The organism is Actinoplanes campanulatus (assembly GCF_014647795.1).
Taxonomy (GTDB): Bacteria; Actinomycetota; Actinomycetes; order Mycobacteriales; family Micromonosporaceae; genus Actinoplanes; species Actinoplanes campanulatus.
Window position 1 is genome coordinate 311607 of record NZ_BMPW01000002.1, and the last position, 16491, is coordinate 328097.

The following is a 16491-nucleotide window of genomic DNA, read 5'->3' on the forward strand; positions in this document are numbered from 1 at the left end:
GACTCCGAAGAATGACTTCGGATGATGGGGGTGGGGACGGACGTGTCGGAGCGGGTACGCCTCGCACAGGCCGATTCCGGTGAGCAGCCGTGGCGCGCGTGGGGGCCGTACCTCGCCGAACGCGCCTGGGGCACGGTTCGCGAGGACTACAGCGAGCACGGTACGGCGTGGGACTACTTCCCGCACGACCACGCGCGCTCCCGGGCGTACCGGTGGAACGAGGACGGCATGGCCGGGCTCTGCGACGACCGGCAGACGTTCGCCTTCGCGCTCGCCCTGTGGAACGGCCGCGACCCGATCCTGAAGGAGCGGATGTTCGGCCTCGGCGGGGACGGCGGCAACCACGGCGAGGACGCCAAGGACTACTGGTGGTACCAGGACTCCACACCCACCCACTCGTGGATGCGCTGGCGCTACCACTACCCGCAGGCCGAGTTCCCGTACGACGAGCTGGTCCGGGTGAACGGGCAGCGGTCGCGCGACGAGAGTGAGTACGAGCTGGTCGACACCGGGATCTTCGACGAGGACCGGTTCTGGGCGGTCACCGTCGACTACGCCAAGGCCGGCACCCACGACGTCTGCATCGCGGTCACCGTCGCCAACCGTGGCCCGGAACCGGCCACCCTGCACGTGCTGCCCACCCTGTGGTTCCGCAACACGTGGTCGTGGGGGCTGCCCAACCGTCCGGTCCCGGAGATCATCGGTACGCCGGGGCGGCTGTCCGGGCGGCACCGCTCACTCGGCCACATCACCCTCGACGGGCAGGGCACACCCCGCCCGCTGATGTGCGACAACGAGACGAACGCGCAGCGGCTGTGGGGGCTGCCGGGGCGCAGCCCGTTCCCCAAGGACGGCATCAACGACCACCTGACGCTCGACATGCCGACGGTGAACCCGGCCGGGACCGGCACCAAGGGGGCACTGCACTACCGGGTGACGCTGGGGGCGGGGGAGAGCCGTACCATCCGGCTCCGGCTCACCCAGAGCGACCGGGCGCTGCCGCCGGCCGACCTCGGCGACGGCTGGACCGCGGTGATGCGCGACCGGATGACCGAGGCCGACGAGTTCTTCGCCGAGGTGCTGCCGGAGGCGGCCACCCGCGACGAGAAGGACGTGGCCCGGCAGGCCGTCGCCGGCCTGATGTGGGGCAAGCAGTTCTACCACTTCGACGTCAAGCAGTGGCTGCACGGCGACCCGGGCAACGCCCCACCGCCACCGGGCCGGCGCCACGGGCGCAACAACGGCTGGTGGCACATGAACAGCTTCGACGTCATCAGCATGCCGGACCCGTGGGAGTACCCCTGGTACGCCGCCTGGGACCTGGCGTTCCACTGTGTCAGCATCGCCCGAGTCGACCCGGGTTTCGCCAAGTCGCAGCTCCTGCTGCTGCTCCGCGAGTGGTACATGCACCCGAACGGGCAGATCCCGGCGTACGAGTGGTCGTTCTCGGACGTGAACCCGCCGGTGCACGCCTGGGCCGCGTTGCAGGTCTTCAAGATCGACGGTGGGCGGGACTTCGGCTTCCTGTCCCGCGTGATGCACAAGCTGCTGCTCAACTTCACCTGGTGGGTCAACCGCAAGGACGTCGGCGGCAACAACGTCTTCGAGGGCGGCTTCCTCGGCCTGGACAACGTCGGGCCGTTCGACCGGTCGGCCGCGCTGCCGGTCGCCGGGGTGCTGGAGCAGTCCGACGGCACCGGCTGGATGGCCATGTACGCGCTCAACCTGCTCGACATGTCGATCATCCTGGCCCTGCACGACCCGGCCTACGAGGACATGGCCACCAAGTTCTTCGAGCACTTCACGTACATCGCGGAGGCGGCGTACCGGCAGGGGCTGTGGGACGAGGAGGACAGCTTCTTCTACGACGTGCTGCGCCTGCCGGACGGCCACCGGGTGCCGCTCAAGGCCCGCTCGATCGTCGGCCTGCTGCCGCTGGCCGCCACCACCCGGCTCACCTCGGAGACCCTCGACCGGCTCCCGGAGATCAACTCACGGGTCCGGTGGATGCTGCATCACCAGGGAGAGTTCGGTGACGTGATCAGCGCCCGGCGCCTCGGCGGCGCCGACCGGCGCCGGCAGCGCCTGCTCAGCATGGTGGGTCAGGACCAGCTGCTGCGCATTCTCGCGCGCCTGCTCGATCCCGCGGAGTTCCTTTCCCCGTACGGGCTGCGCACCCTGTCCCGCGCCCACCTGGAGAAGCCGTTCACGGTGTCGCTGGGCGGCTCCGACTTCACCGTCGGCTACGAGCCGGCCGAGAGCACCAGCGGCCTGTTCGGCGGCAACTCCAACTGGCGCGGTCCGGTGTGGATGCCGGTCAACTACCTCCTGGTCCAGGCACTGCGGGAGTTCGCCGAGTTCTACGGCGAGGACCTGAAGGCGGAGTACCCGACCGGCTCGCAGTGCAAGGCCGGGCTCACCGAGATCGCCGACGACCTGTCCCGCCGCCTGATCGGGCTGTTCGTGCCGGACGCCGAGGGCCGCCGGCCGATCTACGGCGCCACCGAGCTGTTCCAGACGCACCCGGACTGGAAGGACCTGATCGCCTTCCCGGAGTACTTCAACGGCGACAACGGGGCCGGCCTGGGCGCCTGGCACCAGACCGGCTGGACGGCCCTGGTCGTCGACCTGATCTTCAACCTGAGGTCCTAGATTGCTGGTCGTCGATCAAAGTGACCTCTCCTCGGCCCGGCCGGGCCGCACTGGGGGAGGATTCGATGGACGAGCGCATGATGCGACGGGCCGGTGCCGGCGTGCTGCTGGCGGCGGTGCTCGCGGCCGCGAGCGAGCTGGAGAAGACCACCTTCCGGATGAGTTCGGGCCTGGGCGGGAAGGGAACCATGACCGGCCTGATCGATCCCCGGAACAACGCCTTCGAATACGTCCTCGAGAGCACCGCCGCCGGAAAGGAGGGTGAAGGTAGCCCAGGCGATGGGCGGGGACCCGGGAACCGCTTCCCGGCCGGCCGATGCGACGATGCCGTTCGAGGCGAGCTTCGACGACGACGGCCGGCTCGCGGACTACCGCTTCACCCCGACGGGTGCCGCGGCGCAGACGGCGGCGAAGTCCGCCACGCGGTTCTACGACTACGGCGTCCCGGTCGATGTCAAGGCCCCGCCGGCCGCGGAGATCATGACGTCCTGACCAGCGGCACGGTCACCGGGACTGGGTGACGATCACCTCGGCCACGTGGCGTAACTGCTCGTGGTCGGGGTGGAAGCCGGCGGCGATGTCCGGGTGCAGGCCGGCCCTCGCCTGCTCCAGGAGCATGCTGGTGACCTGTTCGACGCTCTCCCCGGCGTACCGCTCGCGGACCTTGACGGTCGCGGCCTGGAGAGCGGAACTGAGCTGGTCCTCCAGGGGACCGCGCAGTTTCTCCTCCACCGGGTTCAGCGTGCGGGGGTCGAGAGTGACGTGCGGCTCGGCCAAGGTTCCCCTCCGGAGGTCGGCGACGCCAGCCGGATACCCGTCCATCCGGCGCCGGTAAACCCGCGGGGATCACCTCCGCCCGCCTTTCACCTCGAAGAGGTAGCCGATTCGAGGAGGGTGGTGATGGCGCCCCAGATCGCCTGGTTCTCCTCGTACCCCGTCCGTCCCGCTCGCGCACGGCGTCGCCCTCCACACAAAGCCTCCACCAGTCGCAACGCCCACCTCGACGTGGCCTGCACGTCCCCGGACCGCTCGGGCGTGCCGGTGTCCCTCGCCCGCCGTGCTGTCCTTGGCTGCGGCTCCTCATCCGCCGAGCCGTCTGTCACCACGGCCCCTCTCACCCGCCCGGCCGGCGGGTGAGAGGCGGTGGCCGCGCACGGTCGCGGTGTCGTGTGCGTGGGTCGTGGTGATGGTGGTGGCAGTGGCGCACGGGGGCGGGGTTGTGTGCGCTGGGTGAGGGGGATTGGCGGTGAGGGGCGGGGGCCGGGGCACGGGGTCGGTGGCCCAAGGTGAGGCTCTCGATCTCCTTGGACCACCGACACTGTTTCGCTACCCGGGAAGGGCCGGGCTAACCACGTCGGACAGAAGCGGTGGCAGAAGCTCGCGGAGCACGTCGACGCCGTCGCGGCTGAGGACCGACTCGGGGTGGAACTGGACGCCCGCGAAGCCGGGGCCGCGCAGCGCGTGCACCGTACGGTCCGACGGGTCGACGGCCAGCTCGACCGGCCCGTACGGCGACGCCGCCACCGGCTCGTCCGACACCGCCGAGAAGCTGGAGTAGAAGCCGACCCGCCGGACCGTCCCGAACAGGTCGACCTCCCGGGCCAGACCCTGGTAGGGCGAGTCCCGCCGGGCCAGCGACAGTCCCAGCAGCGAGGCCAGGATCTGCTGCCCGAGACAGACCGCGAACAGCGGCCGCCGCGCCTCGAGCGCCTCCCCGGCGAGCCGGTGCAGGGCCGCCATCTTGGGGTCGGCCAGGTTCGAGGGGTCGCCGGGCCCGGGACCGAACACCAGCAGGTCGCCCTCCGGCAGCGTGGTCACCGACGTCCACGGCAGCAGGGTGACCCGCAGGCCGAGGGCCTTGAGCTGGTGGGCGAGCATGGCGGTGAACGTGTCCTCGGCGTCGACGATCACCGCGTGCCGGCCGGCCAGCGACGGCACGGTCAGCGCGCCCGGCGCCCGGGAGTCGAGCCAGAACCGGGCCAGCTCGTCGTTGCGGGCGGCCAGCAGTTCGCGTACCTCCGCTGTCTGCGCCGTACCCCGTACCGGAAGGGGTTGTGAAGGGACCGCGCCCAGCGCGGAGAGCAGGCCGGCCGCCTTGGTGTGGGTCTCCGCCACCTCGCCCGCCGCTGTCGAATGGCGGACCAGCGTGGCCCCGACCGGGACGCGCAGCGAGCCGTCGGGGGAGATCTCCGCGGTGCGGATGAGGATCGGCGCGTCCAGCGTCTGCCGGCCCTGCTCGTCGTGGTCGAGCAGGGCGAGCACGCCGGCGTAGTAGCGGCGGCCGCGGCGCTCGTGCCGGGCGATGACCCGGCAGGCGTTCTCGATCGGGCTGCCGGTGACGGTCGGCGCGAACATGGTCTCCCGCAGCACGTCCCGGACGTCCAGCGAACCGTGCCCGGCCAGCAGGTACTCGGTGTGGGTGAGGCGGGCCATCTCCTTGAGGTAGGGGCCGGCCACCTGGCCGCCGTGTTCGGCGACCGTGGCCATCATCTTGAGCTCCTCGTCGAGGACCATGTAGAGCTCCTCGATCTCCTTCGGGTCGCGCAGGAAGTCGAGCAGGCCCGGGTAGCCGCCGTCGTTGCGGTAGGTGCCGCTGATCGGGTTCATCATGGTGACCCCGTCGGTGACGCTGACGTGCCGTTCCGGGGTGGCGCCGACCAGGATCCGCTCCCCGGTGTCGACCAGGAACGTCCAGTAGGTGCCCTGCTCCCCGGTGAGCAGCCGGCCGAACGCGGCCCGCGCCGCGGCGAGCGGATCGCCCTCGACCGTGGCCTCGTAGACCCGGTGGATGACGAAGTTGGCGCCCTCGCCGTGCCCGATCTCGTCGCGCAGCACCTCCTCGACGATCCGGCCGTACTCGTCGTCGGACAGGTCGAAGCCGCCGTCGCGCAGGGTCAGCGGCCCGGGCGGGAACGCGTCCAGGGGTTCTCTGCCGGCCGAGCGGACCAGCAGGCACTCCAGCGGGGCGCCGTCGTCGACGCAGTCGAAACCGCGTTCGCCGATCTGCCGGTAGGGGATCACCGCGAGCACCGGTGTGCCGGGATGCAGCGGGATGTCGGCGAGCGTGGGGACGGTGACGACGTCCCCGGTCAGCACCTCGACGTGGTCGGCGCCGTCACGGTGGAGCAGGGCGAAGGGCATCGGGTCCTCTTTCGGTCGAGGACCGCCGGCCGAGGACCGGCCCACGAGAAACGGCCGCCTCGGAGAGGCGGCCGCGGTGGTCAAGCGCGGGAAAGGGGCCGCCGGTCAGGCGGGCCACCACATGGTCGATTTCGCGCGCATGCCGGGAAGCTTACGGCCGGGTGGCCGGTCGCGCCAGACCCGTCAGGCGTACGGCGTACGGCCGACGGGTCCGGCACTCAGCCGGCGAAAGCGAGCCGGACGGCGTCCCGGGCCCAGGCCATCCGTCCGATGGCACAGTCCGGGTGCTCGCCGTACTCCTGGGCGACGATCTCGGCGCAGCCGGACTCGCCGAGTTGGTCGACCATGGTGGAAACGGCTGTCCGGATCACTTCCGGAGTCGGCTCCTGGGAGCGCTGCACGTATGAGGCGAAGAGCGCTTCACTCCGTACGTCGTCGATTACGGCGTTCATCGTTCCTCCCAGTCGTTCGAGTTGCGCGGTGGTTGTCTTCGGTACAGCACACCGGCCACGGGATGCATTGCCGGTCGCACCCGGGTTGCGGGAAGGTTGCAGACCGAACTTCCGAGAACTACCTACATACCAGCTTTTATCGGTATAGCGTGCGAGCGCAAATCGATGATCGGGGGAGCCGCGTGACGACCGTCCTGGTGGCCGAGGACGACGCCGACATCCGTGACCTGGTGGCCTTCAAGCTGGAGCAGGCCGGGCTGGAGGTGCTCTCGGTCGGCGACGGGCAGGCGGCCGTGGAGACGGCACAGGCCCGGCATCCCGAGCTGGCCGTGCTCGACGTGTCGATGCCGGGGCTCTCCGGCATCGACGTCTGCCGGATGCTGCGGGCGGATCCGGCGACCGCCGGCACGGTGATCATCATGATCACCGCCCGGGTCCAGGAGCAGGACGTGGAGGGCGGGTTCGGCGCCGGGGCCGACGACTACGTGACCAAGCCGTTCAGCCCGCGCGAGCTGGTCTCCCGGATCCAGGAGCTGCTCGCGCGGGCTGAACGTCAGTAGTTGGCCGCGGCCACCAGCTTCTCCAGATCGCCGGCGCTCAGCGGGCTGCCCGGGAACGCCGCCAGCCGCGCCAGCGGCAGGCTGGCCAGCATCATCAGCATCTCCGGGTTGGCGGTCATCGCCGACATCGGGCCGTCGCCCGCCGCCTCCGCGAACGCCGCGCCCAGCACCTCGGCCCCGCGCGGGTCGGCGAACCACTCGCCGACACTGGACTCGGTGGTCAGCGGCATCCGGTCCGGGTCGCCGGCCACGTGCACGGTCACCGACGCCCGCACGTCCCGGGACGAGGCGCCCACCTCGATCAGGTACTCGCCGCCCTCGACGATCCACCGGCCCAGCCGGATGTCCCAGTAGGCCAGGTCGTCGCGGTCGACGGTCAGGACGACGTCGGCGGTGTCCCCGGCCGCGACCGGCACGCTGGCGAACGCCTTCAGCTCCCGCGGCGCCCGCCGCACCCGGGAACCGGGCAGGCTCACGTACACCTGCACCACCTCGCGCCCGTCGCGCACGCCGGTGTTGGTCACCGGGACGCGGACCTCGACGCCGGTCGCCGTCGCGGTGGCGCGCGCCGCGCCGTAGCCGAAGGTGGTGTACGACAGCCCGAACCCGAACGGGTAGGCCACCTCCTGCCCGCGCGCGTCGAAGCCCCGGTACCCGACGTGCAGGCCCTCGCCGTACCGGACGTGGCCGTGCTCGCCCGGGAAGTCCAGGTAGGACGGGTGGTCGGCGAGCTTCACCGGGATCGTCTCGGCGAGCCGGCCGGACGGGTTGACCCGCCCGAACAGCACGTCGGCGATGGCGCTGCCGCCGGCCTGACCGAGCAGCCAGCCCTCGACCAGGGCGGGCACCTTCCCGTCCCACGGCCGGGTGGCGAGGACCGCGCCGTTGGAGAGCACCACGACGGTCCGCGGGTTGGCCGCCGCCACCCGCTCGATCAGCGTCACCTGCGTGTCCGGCAGGTCGATCGAGGTGCGGTCGGCGCCCTCGGTCTCGTGGACGCTGCCGACGAAGACGATCGCCACGTCGGCGGCCTTCGCGACCGCCACGGCCTCGGCCAGCAGGCCCTCGTCCGCGTCGCCCTGCACGGTGTAGCCGGCCGCGAACCGCACCTCGCCACCGGCCGCCGCGGTGATCTCGGTGAGCGCGTCGTCGAGCCGGGTCGGCGTGATCTGCGAGCTGCCGCCGCCCTGGTAGCGCGGGCTGCGCGCGAACTCGCCGATCACCGCGAGGGTTGACGAAGAGCCGAGCGGCAGCAGACCGCCGTCGTTCTTCAGCAGGACGATCGCCCGTCCGGCGATCTCCCGGGCCAGCGCGTGGTGCGCTTCGGCGTCATAGCCGCCGGCCGGTCGCCTCCCGGCCTTCAGGACCATTTCCCGTACGCGCTCCGCGCTCTGCCGCAGAAGGTCCGGGTCGAGGTCGCCGGACTCGACGGCCGCGACCAGGGCGGCGTCGCCGTCCGCGTCCGGCCCGGGCATGGTCAGGTCGAGCCCGGCCGCGACCGCCCGCACCCGGTCCACCACGGCGCCCCAGTCCGACACGACCAGGCCCTCGAAGCCCCACTCGCCGCGCAGCACCTCGGTGAGCAGCCAGTGGTGCTCGCTCGCGTACACCCCGTTGATCCGGTTGTAGGCGCACATCACGGTCCACGGCTGGGCCCGGGTGACCACCCGCTGGAAGGCCCGCAGGTACATCTCCCGCAGCGTGCGGTCGTCGACGTCGGCGCTGATCCGCATCCGCTCGGTCTCCTGGCTGTTCACCGCGAAGTGCTTCAGCGACGCGCCGACGCCCCGGCTCTGGAGGCCGCGCACCCACTCGGTGGCCAGCACCCCGGTCAGGATCGGGTCCTCGGAGAAGTACTCGAAGTTGCGGCCGCCCAGCGGGGTGCGCTTGAGGTTGACGCCCGGCCCGAGCAGCACCGCCACGTCCTGCGCCCGGCACTCGTCGCCGAGCGCCTCGCCCATCCGGCGCAGCAGCTCCGGATCCCAGGTGGAGGCGCTGGCCACGGCCGGCGGGAAGCAGGTGGCGGGCACCCCGGCCAGCAGGTCACCACCGGTCGCCTGCATGCGCACCCCGTGCGGGCCATCGGTGACGGTCACCGCGGGGATGCCCGCCGACTCGACCGGCGAGGTGTGCCAGAAGTCGCCGCCGCTGGTGATCGCCGCCTGTTCCGAGGTGCTGAGGTCCATCGCAGCCCGCCTTACTGAGTACCTACTAGGTATTAACTGACCCGTAACATAGCCAGGTCAGAGGCGGTCCGGCAAGAGGTTGCTGATAGGAAAGAGCAGTGCAGACCTCCCCAGAGTTCCGGCGCGACCGCGCCCGGTTACCGGCCGCCGAGCGGCGCCGGCAGATCCTCGAGATGACCACGAGGCTGATAGCCGAGCGCGGCTTCTGGGGGCTGTCCATGCAGGACGTGGCCGACGGCTGCGGCCTCACCGTGCCCGGCATGCTGCACCACGTCGGGTCCAAGGACAGCCTGCTCGTGGCCGTCCTGGAATACCGCGACGAGGAGGACGCCCGCTCCCTCGCCGGGAAGCTCGGCCTGCCCGTGCACCAGCTCTGGGCCGAGGAACCGCGCCGCGTCACACTGCCCGAGGTCTGCTCGGCGCTGGTCCGCCGCAACGCCGAACAGCCCGAGATCGTCCGGCTCTTCGCGGTGCTGGAGGCCGAGTCGCTGGCCCCCGGCCACCCGGCGCACGGCTACTTCAAGGCCCGGCAACGGCGCACACTGGATCAGTTCGCCGCCCTGGCCGAGGGCGACGTGCCCGCCCCGCGCGAGCTGGCCATCCAGGTGGTCGCCCTGATGGACGGCCTCCAGATCCAGTGGCTGCGCGAGCCGGAGACGATCGACCTGGTCACCGCGTGGGACGCGGCGGCGGCCCGCCTGTTCAGGCCTTAGGGTCGGGCGCTCCGAGCCAGGAGCGGACCTCGGCGCACTCCTCCTCGGTCAGCGCGATAGCGGCCGCCTCGGCCCGGTTCAGCACGTTGTCCGCGAACGCCGTCGCGACCTCCTCGGCGTTCGGCGGCGGCGTCCGGTAGAGCGGGGCGCCGCCGAACGCGGTCCCCCGGGTGACGAACGCGATCGCCGACCGGCTCACGTCGACGCCCTGCTCGGCCAGCGCGTCCCGGGCCCAGCGGGTCGCCTCGGTCAGGTTGAAATGGTGGCCGGCCGCGTAGTCGGCCAGCGCCTGGTAGACCGGCGGCCACATGTCCCGCGGCAGTCGCGGCAGGCCGAGCGGGGCGCTCAGCCGGACCACCGGCTCCGGCGCGGAACCCGCCCCGCCCGCGGTCTCCGGCGGCCCGTGCCGGCTGTCGTCCCACACGAAGTGGTTGGAGAACTTGGCGTGCGGCAGCCGCAGGCTCTCCAGCGCCCGGACGAACCCGCCGAACCCGAACCAGTTCGACTCGTCCACCCCGGTGCCGAGCTGGCGGCGCAGGTCGTGGGCGAGCGAGGCCAGGTTGAGCGGGCCCGGCGCCGCCGTGAACCGCCAGGTGACCAGATCCCGGAACTGGTCGAAGGAGGCCGGCTGCTCGGGCTCGCCGGGCGCCGTCACCACCACCGGCTGCTCCTCGCTCTCCACCGGCTCGCCCTGCACCAGCTCCAGCAGCTCCTGGCTGGTGATCAGCCGGTCGGCCACCGAGGTGAAGGCGAGCGCGGCGTCGGCCGGGGAGACGATCGTGGTCCGCCGGTCGGCCCGCCGCAGCCGCACCAGCAGCGGTGTCATGTCCGAGTCGCCGGACGCGATCACGAACTCGTCGTGCTGCACCGGATCGCCGAGCGCGTCCACCGCGTCGACCACCATCCGGATGTCGGCCGCGTTCTTCGTGTGGGTCAGCCGCGGGCAGTCGATCACCTCGAAGCCGGCGTTCACGAAGTACGGCCGGAAGCGCGAGTAGTAGAGCCGCTGCATTCCGGCGGCCGGATCGGGATGCGGCACCCAGCCGCCCGGATTCATGTAGCACCGCAGGATGAGCCAGCGGCGTGGACCGTCCACGGTCAACGACGTGGTCAACCGGGACAGCCAGGCGCCCGGCTCCTCGGCGAACTGGATGGCGACATCCGGGTCCTGCCTGATGAGGGCGCTGAACACGTTGTCGAAGTCCAGATACAGTGCAGCGCGTACGCGAGCCATGACCGAAACCTACCCCGCGTCGCACAACACGGGCGGCGGGGCCGCCCCGGAAGACGGTTGACTCCGGTCGAAGCCCTGACGATCGGAGCAGACCGTTGCAGCTCGCCCAGGTCCTCGACGTGATCGAGGCGCTGTTCCGGGCCGCCGCCCACCCGGAGATCGAGGCGGTGGAACGCTTCGGCGCGGGCACCGCACCCGGCGGCCCGTCCCCGGCCGGCGTCCGCATCCGGTACGGCGACGGCGCGCTCGCGTACCTCTGGGGTGCGATCTGGCCGCAGGAGACCGATCTGCCGGTGCCGGACGTGCTGCCGCCACCCGCGGGCCGCCGGCCGGACCGGGTGGCGGTGCTCGCCGTGATGCTGCTCGACGCCGCCCGCCCGGCCGCCTTCCGCTCCTGGCAGCTCGTCGCGCTGGCCGACCTCGGCCCCGGTGGGGAACGCGGGAAGGCGCCGCGCGGCGTGCGGATCGTCTGCGCCGACGGCACCTCGCTGCTGCTGCGGGCCACCGCGGCCGGCGGCCCGGACCGGGCACCCTCGCAGGAGCCCTATCCGGACTACCGGATCCCCTCCGGCTTCAGCGCGGCCTTCAGCGCGGCCCTCAGCGGTGGCCTCAGCACAGGCTGAAGACCTCGCGGTGAACGGCAGGCGGGCGCCGCGCGGCATGAGGTACGCGTGCGGCCGCCGGATCCGCAGCACGTCGCACTGTGGTACGCGAACCCGGTCAGCAGCGCGCGGCGGCAGTACTCGTCCAGGTCCACGCCACCGGCCCGGCGGCCGGCCCACGGCAGCGGCTCGCCCAGCATGTCCCCGGCCCCCTGCCCGCGCAGCGTCCCGTCCGGCATCACCCCGACCCCCATCTCGACGAGCCAGCCGTTGATCACGAAGTCACAGGCCACGTTCCACAGGTACGGGTCCCGGCCGCCCACCCGGTCGGCGTGCCGCAACGCGACGTGCAGCAGCTCGTGCGCCAGCACGAAGCGCCACTCCTCCTCGCTCAGCGACCGCCGCGGGTTCACGTAGATCTCGCCCGCCTCGGCCGAGACCGCCGCGATCGCGATGCCCTGGCTCTGCGCCAGCACGCCGTCGGCCACCAGCGTGAACCCGGCCGCCACCCACCGAGCAGCGGGTATGACCCGATGAACCAGCCCATCGCCCGCTCCGCCGCGCCCCGGTAGCGGGCCTCGCCGGTGATCGACTCACGGCCGCCGCCGGCCACCTCTTACGAGCCGCTCATCGAGGCCCCGACGCCGTTGCCGGTGCTCAGATAGTCGGTGCCGGGCAGCTTGGCGGCCGCCGTCCGGGCGCCCTCGGCGACCGCCGGATCCACCGAGCGGAACGTCGCCTCGGAGAAACCGGACACCTGCCAGCTGTTGCCGGTCGGCTTGGCGGTGCCCGACAGCCCCTGCTCACCCCGGTCGTTGCCGATCGCCGCGTTGTTGCGCAGCACGGCCGGGGCGGTGGTCATCGCGAAACCCAGCCCGGTGTTCCGGAACGCCGTGTTGTTGCCCAGCTCGATCGCCCCGGTGTTGCCCTCGTCGACGAAGCCGTGGCCGTCGTTGCCCCAGGCGGCGTTGTGCCGGACCTGGTGCGCCGCGCTCACCGCCGGGGTGCCGCCACCCACCGCGAAACCGTTCGCCCCGTTGGCGTACGACCAGTTGTACTGCACCGAGACCCGGCTGTCGAAGGCCCCCAGGTTGATCCCGTCGCCGCCGTTGCGGAACGACCGGTTGCCGCGCAGCCGGTTGCCGTCGCCGTCGCCGAACTGCACCGCCAGCCCGGAGCCCCGGTTCGCGTAGAAGTCGCTGTCCAGCACCTGGTTGGCGGCCGTCTTGGGGTCCCGCAGCATGATCCCGGTGCCGGCGTTGTCGTGCACCGACAGGCGCAGGTAGACGTTGTTCGTACAGGACAGGCAGGTGTAGGCGGCGTCCGGCGCGCCGGTGATCTCCAGGTCCCGCATCGTCCAGTACGACGACTGCTGAGTGATCGCCCACTTGTCGGCCGGGATCGCCGAGGCGTCGATGACGGCCCGCTCGCCGCCGTACCCGCTGATCGTCACCCGCTTCTCCGCGGTGCCGCTCGTGCTGATCGTTATCGGACTCGTCGGGCGATGGGTGCCGCCCCGCAACGCGATCGTCTGACCCGGCTTCACCGCCGCCACGGCCTTCGCGATCGAGGCGTACGGGCGGGCCAGGCTGCCGTCGCCGTCGTCCGAGCCGCCCGGCGCCACGTAGATGTCCGCCTTCGGCACGCCCAGCCCAGCGACCGGCCGCACGGTGGCGCCGGCCCTGGCCGACGGCGCTGTCGAGTTCGCCGGGGCGGCGGGCCGCGACGCCCCGGCCGTCCCCGGGGCCGGGGTGATCGTCAGCGCCGGACCGAGGGCCGCGGGCTTCTCCGGCTCGTAGACCACGGCGTAGGTCAGGCCGCCCCCGACCGCGACGGTGGCCGCCACCGCGGCCGCCGCCAGGCTCTTGTGCGAGGCCAGCGACTGCACGTGGGCGACCAGCGAGACACCGGACAGCGCGGCCGGCGCGACCGCCGCACCGCTCGTCGCCGCGGCCTGGATCCCGGCCCACAGCGCGACCGGCACGGGCAGCGCCGCGATGCCCAGCAGCAGCCGCTCCGGCGAGACCATCCCGCTCTGGTAAACCCTGCACTTCGGGCAGTTCCGTACGTGCCGGGCCAGGCGCTTGCGCCACACCGAGCCGGCGTTGCCGTCCCAGAACCGGATCGTCTGCTGCAACTCCGGGCAGATCGGCTTGGCGCGCAGCGCGCGGACCACCCCGCGGGAGAGGTCGAGCTGCGCCTTCATCCGCTGCACCTTGACCGCGGCGTGCTTCGGGTTCAGCTCCAGGGCGGCGGCCAGCTCGGCCCGGGTCAGGTCGCCGCGGGCCTCCTGCCACCACAGCCCGAGCAGCTCCCGGTCACGGTCCTCCAGCCAGCGGGTCGCCTCGGCCAGTTCCCGCCGCTGCTCGGCCACCACCAGCTCGGCGGTGGTGCGCTCGGCGAAGTCGCCGACCGGGTCCGGCACGTCCACCGGCTCCGGGTGGCGGCGCATCAGGGTCATCTTGCGGGAGCGCAGATGCATTTGGACCCGGCGGTATGCGATCGCCACCAGCCATGATCTGAACCGGTCGGGATCGCGGAGGGAGCCGAGCCCGTTGATGGCCTGGAGCATGGTGTCCTGCACCAGATCGTCGACGTCCGGATGCCCGTTCAGCGCCCGGCCGATGATGTTGTAGATCAGCGAGAGGTGACCGGTGATCAGCTGGTCACGGGCGGCGGCACGGCCCCGCTGGGCATCACGGACCAGGGCCGCGATGTCCTGTGCCAACGCAGTATGACTCTCCGTCACCGTCCCGCTTCCTTCGTCGAAGTGGCCCTCCGAAGACCTGCAAACATCGAAGCACGTGCCTGTCGTCGATCGGGTTCGTGCCCATTAGCTGCAACAATGTCCGTCTATTCGTAATCGAGCCGTATCGTGGCACAGCTTTTCGGAACCTGTAAAGCTCGGTCCCGCGAGTTATGGGATCGCTCCCACGTGGTGGCGTCTACTCTCCGCCACCTTCCCCGGGGCCTGGCTTTTTCGCCGGGGCCCGGCGGGAATGTCGTACCCGGCGCATAGTCTGCGTTCGTGAGGGCGGAGCCGAGCATCCTGCACGTCGACCTCGACGCGATGTTCGCCGCGGTCGAGCAGCGCGACAAGGTCTCGCTGCGCGGGCGGCCGGTGATCGTCGGCGGCGTGGCCGGGCGCGGCGTGGTGTCCACCGCGTCGTATGAGGCCCGGGCCTTCGGCGCCCGCTCCGCCATGCCGATGGCCCAGGCCCGGCGGCTCTGCCCACCCGGCACGGCGTATCTGTCGCCACGGTTCGCGGCCTACAAGAAGACCAGCACCGTCGTCATGAGTCTGCTCCAGGGCGTGTCCCCGCTGGTCGAGCAGGTGTCCATCGACGAGGCGTATGTCGACTTGGCCGCCGCCGGCCACGACCTCAGCCCGTCCGCGGTGACCACGCTCGCCCTCCGGCTGAAAGCGGAGATCGCCGAGGCCACCGGCGGCGTCACCGGTTCGATCGGCGCCGCCTCCAGCAAGCTCCTCGCCAAGATCGGCTCCGACCTGCACAAGCCGGACGGGCTGACCGTCGTCGTCCCCGGCGACGAGCTGGCCTTCCTGCACCCGCTGCCGGTCAACCGCCTCGGCGGCGTCGGCCCGGCCACCGAGCAGCGCCTGCACCGCTCCGGCGTCCGCACCGTCGGCGACCTGGCCACCGTCGCGCTGGACGACCTGGTCGACTGGTTCGGCACCGCCCACGGGACGGGCCTCTACCGCCTGGCCCGGGGCGACGACAGCCGCCCGGTGATCAGCGAGCGCGAGGCCAAGTCGGTCTCCGCCGAGGAGACCTTCGACGTCGACCTCACCGATCCGGCCCAGCTCAACCGCGAACTCGACCTGCTCTCCGCCCGCGTCGCCGGCCGCCTCCGCAGCAGCGGCCTGACCGGCCGGACCGTCAACATCAAGGTCCGCTCCCCGGATTTCACCACGGTGACCCGAGCCTTCACCCGAGACCAGCCCACCGACGACGGTCGCCTGCTGGCCCAGCTGGCCCGCCGCCTCCTGGCCGAGGTCAACACCTCAGGCGGCGTCCGCCTCCTCGGCGTAGGCGTCTCCACCCTGGCCGACTTCGCCCAGGACGACCTCTTCTCCGCGGCCGCCATGCTCCCCACCCCACCCGTCCCCCCACCCGCCGGCCCCGTTACCCGTCTCCCACCCGGCCCCGCCGCTCACGCCGCCGCCGCTTCCGCCGCCGGGCCCGTTGCCGGTTCGCCCGCGCATTCCGCCGCCGGTTCCGTTGCTGATCTCCCGCCCGGCTCGGCTGCTCACCCTGCTGGTTTCGCGGTTGAGCCTGCCGCCGGGTCCACTGCTCAGCCTGGTGCCGACAGCTCTGCTCACTCTGCAGCCGGTTCCACTGGTCAGCACGGCGATGAGCCTGTCGCTGGTTCCGCTGCTCAAGTGGCTGCCGGGACTGGTGCGCATCCTGCTTTCGGGTCTGTCGCTCACACGGCTGCCAGCTCTGTTGATCAGCCTGTGGCCGGACCCGTTCCTCTCTCGCTCGCCGATCCGTCTGGTGAGTTCGTTGCCGGCTCACCCGCGACCCGTCCCGGCGAGCTTTCTGATTCCTCCTCTACCGGCCTCGCTGATTCGATGGCATCCGCGCCCGACGGTCCGGCGGCGGGGACGGATCCAGCCTCCGTCGGCTCTCCACCCGCCCACTTCTCTGGTGTGGCCGAGGTCCCCACCGATGCGGGCCCCGCCACCGATGACCACACCATCACCCCGGGGGAAGTGGCGGCCCCGGCACCCGTCTGGCGGCCCGGCCAGGATGTGCGGCACGACGTACACGGGGCGGGCTGGGTGTGGGGAAGCGGCCTGGGCCGGGTCACCGTCCGCTTCGAAGGCCCGCACACGCCCCCGGGCCCGGTCCGCACCTTCGCCGTCGACGATCCGCATGTGCATCCCGCCGACCCACCCGACTGGACTCTTCCACCCACCCCTTGACCG

The 16491-nt window shown here is 71.9% G+C and carries 13 protein-coding genes; 6 read left to right on the forward strand and 7 right to left on the reverse strand.

What is annotated here, in order from left to right; genetic code table 11:
- The first annotated feature begins 24 nt into the window (after window positions 1-24).
- Both IEZ13_RS06275 and IEZ13_RS06280 read left to right on the forward strand, forming a co-directional pair.
- Window positions 25-2652 (forward strand): MGH1-like glycoside hydrolase domain-containing protein, encoded by a 2628-nt coding sequence (locus IEZ13_RS06275; RefSeq protein ID WP_183218371.1) that lies wholly within the window; start codon window positions 25-27, stop codon window positions 2650-2652.
- Between the two features lie 261 nt (window positions 2653-2913).
- Window positions 2914-3144, forward strand: coding sequence for a hypothetical protein (locus tag IEZ13_RS06280; protein ID WP_183217717.1), 231 nt, complete (start codon window positions 2914-2916; stop codon window positions 3142-3144).
- Window positions 3145-3156: 12 nt separating this feature from the next.
- Here IEZ13_RS06280 and IEZ13_RS06285 read toward each other — a convergent pair whose 3' ends face one another.
- The 3 genes from IEZ13_RS06285 to IEZ13_RS06295 all read right to left on the reverse strand — a co-directional run bounded on the left by IEZ13_RS06285 (window position 3157) and on the right by IEZ13_RS06295 (window position 6245).
- Window positions 3157-3429: a hypothetical protein gene (locus tag IEZ13_RS06285; protein ID WP_183217719.1), complete on the reverse strand. Its 273-nt coding sequence runs from the start codon at window positions 3427-3429 to the stop codon at window positions 3157-3159.
- Window positions 3430-3978: 549 nt separating this feature from the next.
- Complete coding sequence (locus IEZ13_RS06290) at window positions 3979-5793, reverse strand: anthranilate synthase family protein (RefSeq protein ID WP_183217721.1); 1815 nt, start codon at window positions 5791-5793, stop codon at window positions 3979-3981.
- A 218-nt stretch (window positions 5794-6011) separates the two neighbouring features.
- Window positions 6012-6245, reverse strand: a complete 234-nt coding sequence (locus IEZ13_RS06295; RefSeq protein WP_183217724.1) for a hypothetical protein — start codon at window positions 6243-6245, stop codon at window positions 6012-6014.
- A 182-nt stretch (window positions 6246-6427) separates the two neighbouring features.
- Here IEZ13_RS06295 and IEZ13_RS06300 point away from each other — a divergent pair, with 182 nt between their 5' ends.
- Window positions 6428-6805, forward strand: coding sequence for a response regulator transcription factor (locus tag IEZ13_RS06300; protein WP_183217726.1), 378 nt, complete (start codon window positions 6428-6430; stop codon window positions 6803-6805).
- Here IEZ13_RS06300 and IEZ13_RS06305 read toward each other — a convergent pair.
- A complete protein-coding gene (locus IEZ13_RS06305) occupies window positions 6799-8991 on the reverse strand; it encodes a glycoside hydrolase family 3 C-terminal domain-containing protein (RefSeq protein ID WP_183217728.1) in 2193 nt (730 codons plus the stop codon). The genes IEZ13_RS06300 and IEZ13_RS06305 overlap by 7 nt on opposite strands.
- A gap of 98 nt (window positions 8992-9089) precedes the next feature.
- On the opposite strand from IEZ13_RS06305, the gene IEZ13_RS06310 reads away from it, so the two are divergent.
- Window positions 9090-9704, forward strand: coding sequence for a TetR/AcrR family transcriptional regulator (locus IEZ13_RS06310; RefSeq protein WP_203833678.1), 615 nt, complete (start codon window positions 9090-9092; stop codon window positions 9702-9704).
- Here the strand turns inward: IEZ13_RS06310 and IEZ13_RS06315 are convergent.
- Entirely contained in the window at window positions 9694-10938 is a 1245-nt protein-coding gene (locus IEZ13_RS06315) for an NYN domain-containing protein (RefSeq protein WP_183217729.1), read from the reverse strand. The genes IEZ13_RS06310 and IEZ13_RS06315 overlap by 11 nt on opposite strands.
- 95 nt (window positions 10939-11033) lie before the next feature.
- On the opposite strand from IEZ13_RS06315, the gene IEZ13_RS06320 reads away from it, so the two are divergent.
- Window positions 11034-11561, forward strand: a complete 528-nt coding sequence (locus IEZ13_RS06320) for a hypothetical protein (RefSeq protein ID WP_183217731.1) — start codon at window positions 11034-11036, stop codon at window positions 11559-11561.
- Here IEZ13_RS06320 and IEZ13_RS06325 read toward each other — a convergent pair.
- Window positions 11492-12049: a DUF2201 family putative metallopeptidase gene (locus tag IEZ13_RS06325; RefSeq protein WP_229794487.1), complete on the reverse strand. Its 558-nt coding sequence runs from the start codon at window positions 12047-12049 to the stop codon at window positions 11492-11494. The genes IEZ13_RS06320 and IEZ13_RS06325 overlap by 70 nt on opposite strands.
- A 107-nt stretch (window positions 12050-12156) precedes the next feature.
- Window positions 12157-14289, reverse strand: a complete 2133-nt coding sequence (locus IEZ13_RS06330) for a sigma-70 family RNA polymerase sigma factor (protein WP_183217733.1) — start codon at window positions 14287-14289, stop codon at window positions 12157-12159.
- Between the two features lie 279 nt (window positions 14290-14568).
- Here IEZ13_RS06330 and IEZ13_RS46315 point away from each other — a divergent pair, with 279 nt between their 5' ends.
- On the forward strand, window positions 14569-16488 hold the full coding sequence (locus tag IEZ13_RS46315; RefSeq protein WP_229794488.1) for a DNA polymerase IV: 1920 nt from the start codon (window positions 14569-14571) through the stop codon (window positions 16486-16488).
- Window positions 16489-16491 lie beyond the last annotated feature (3 nt).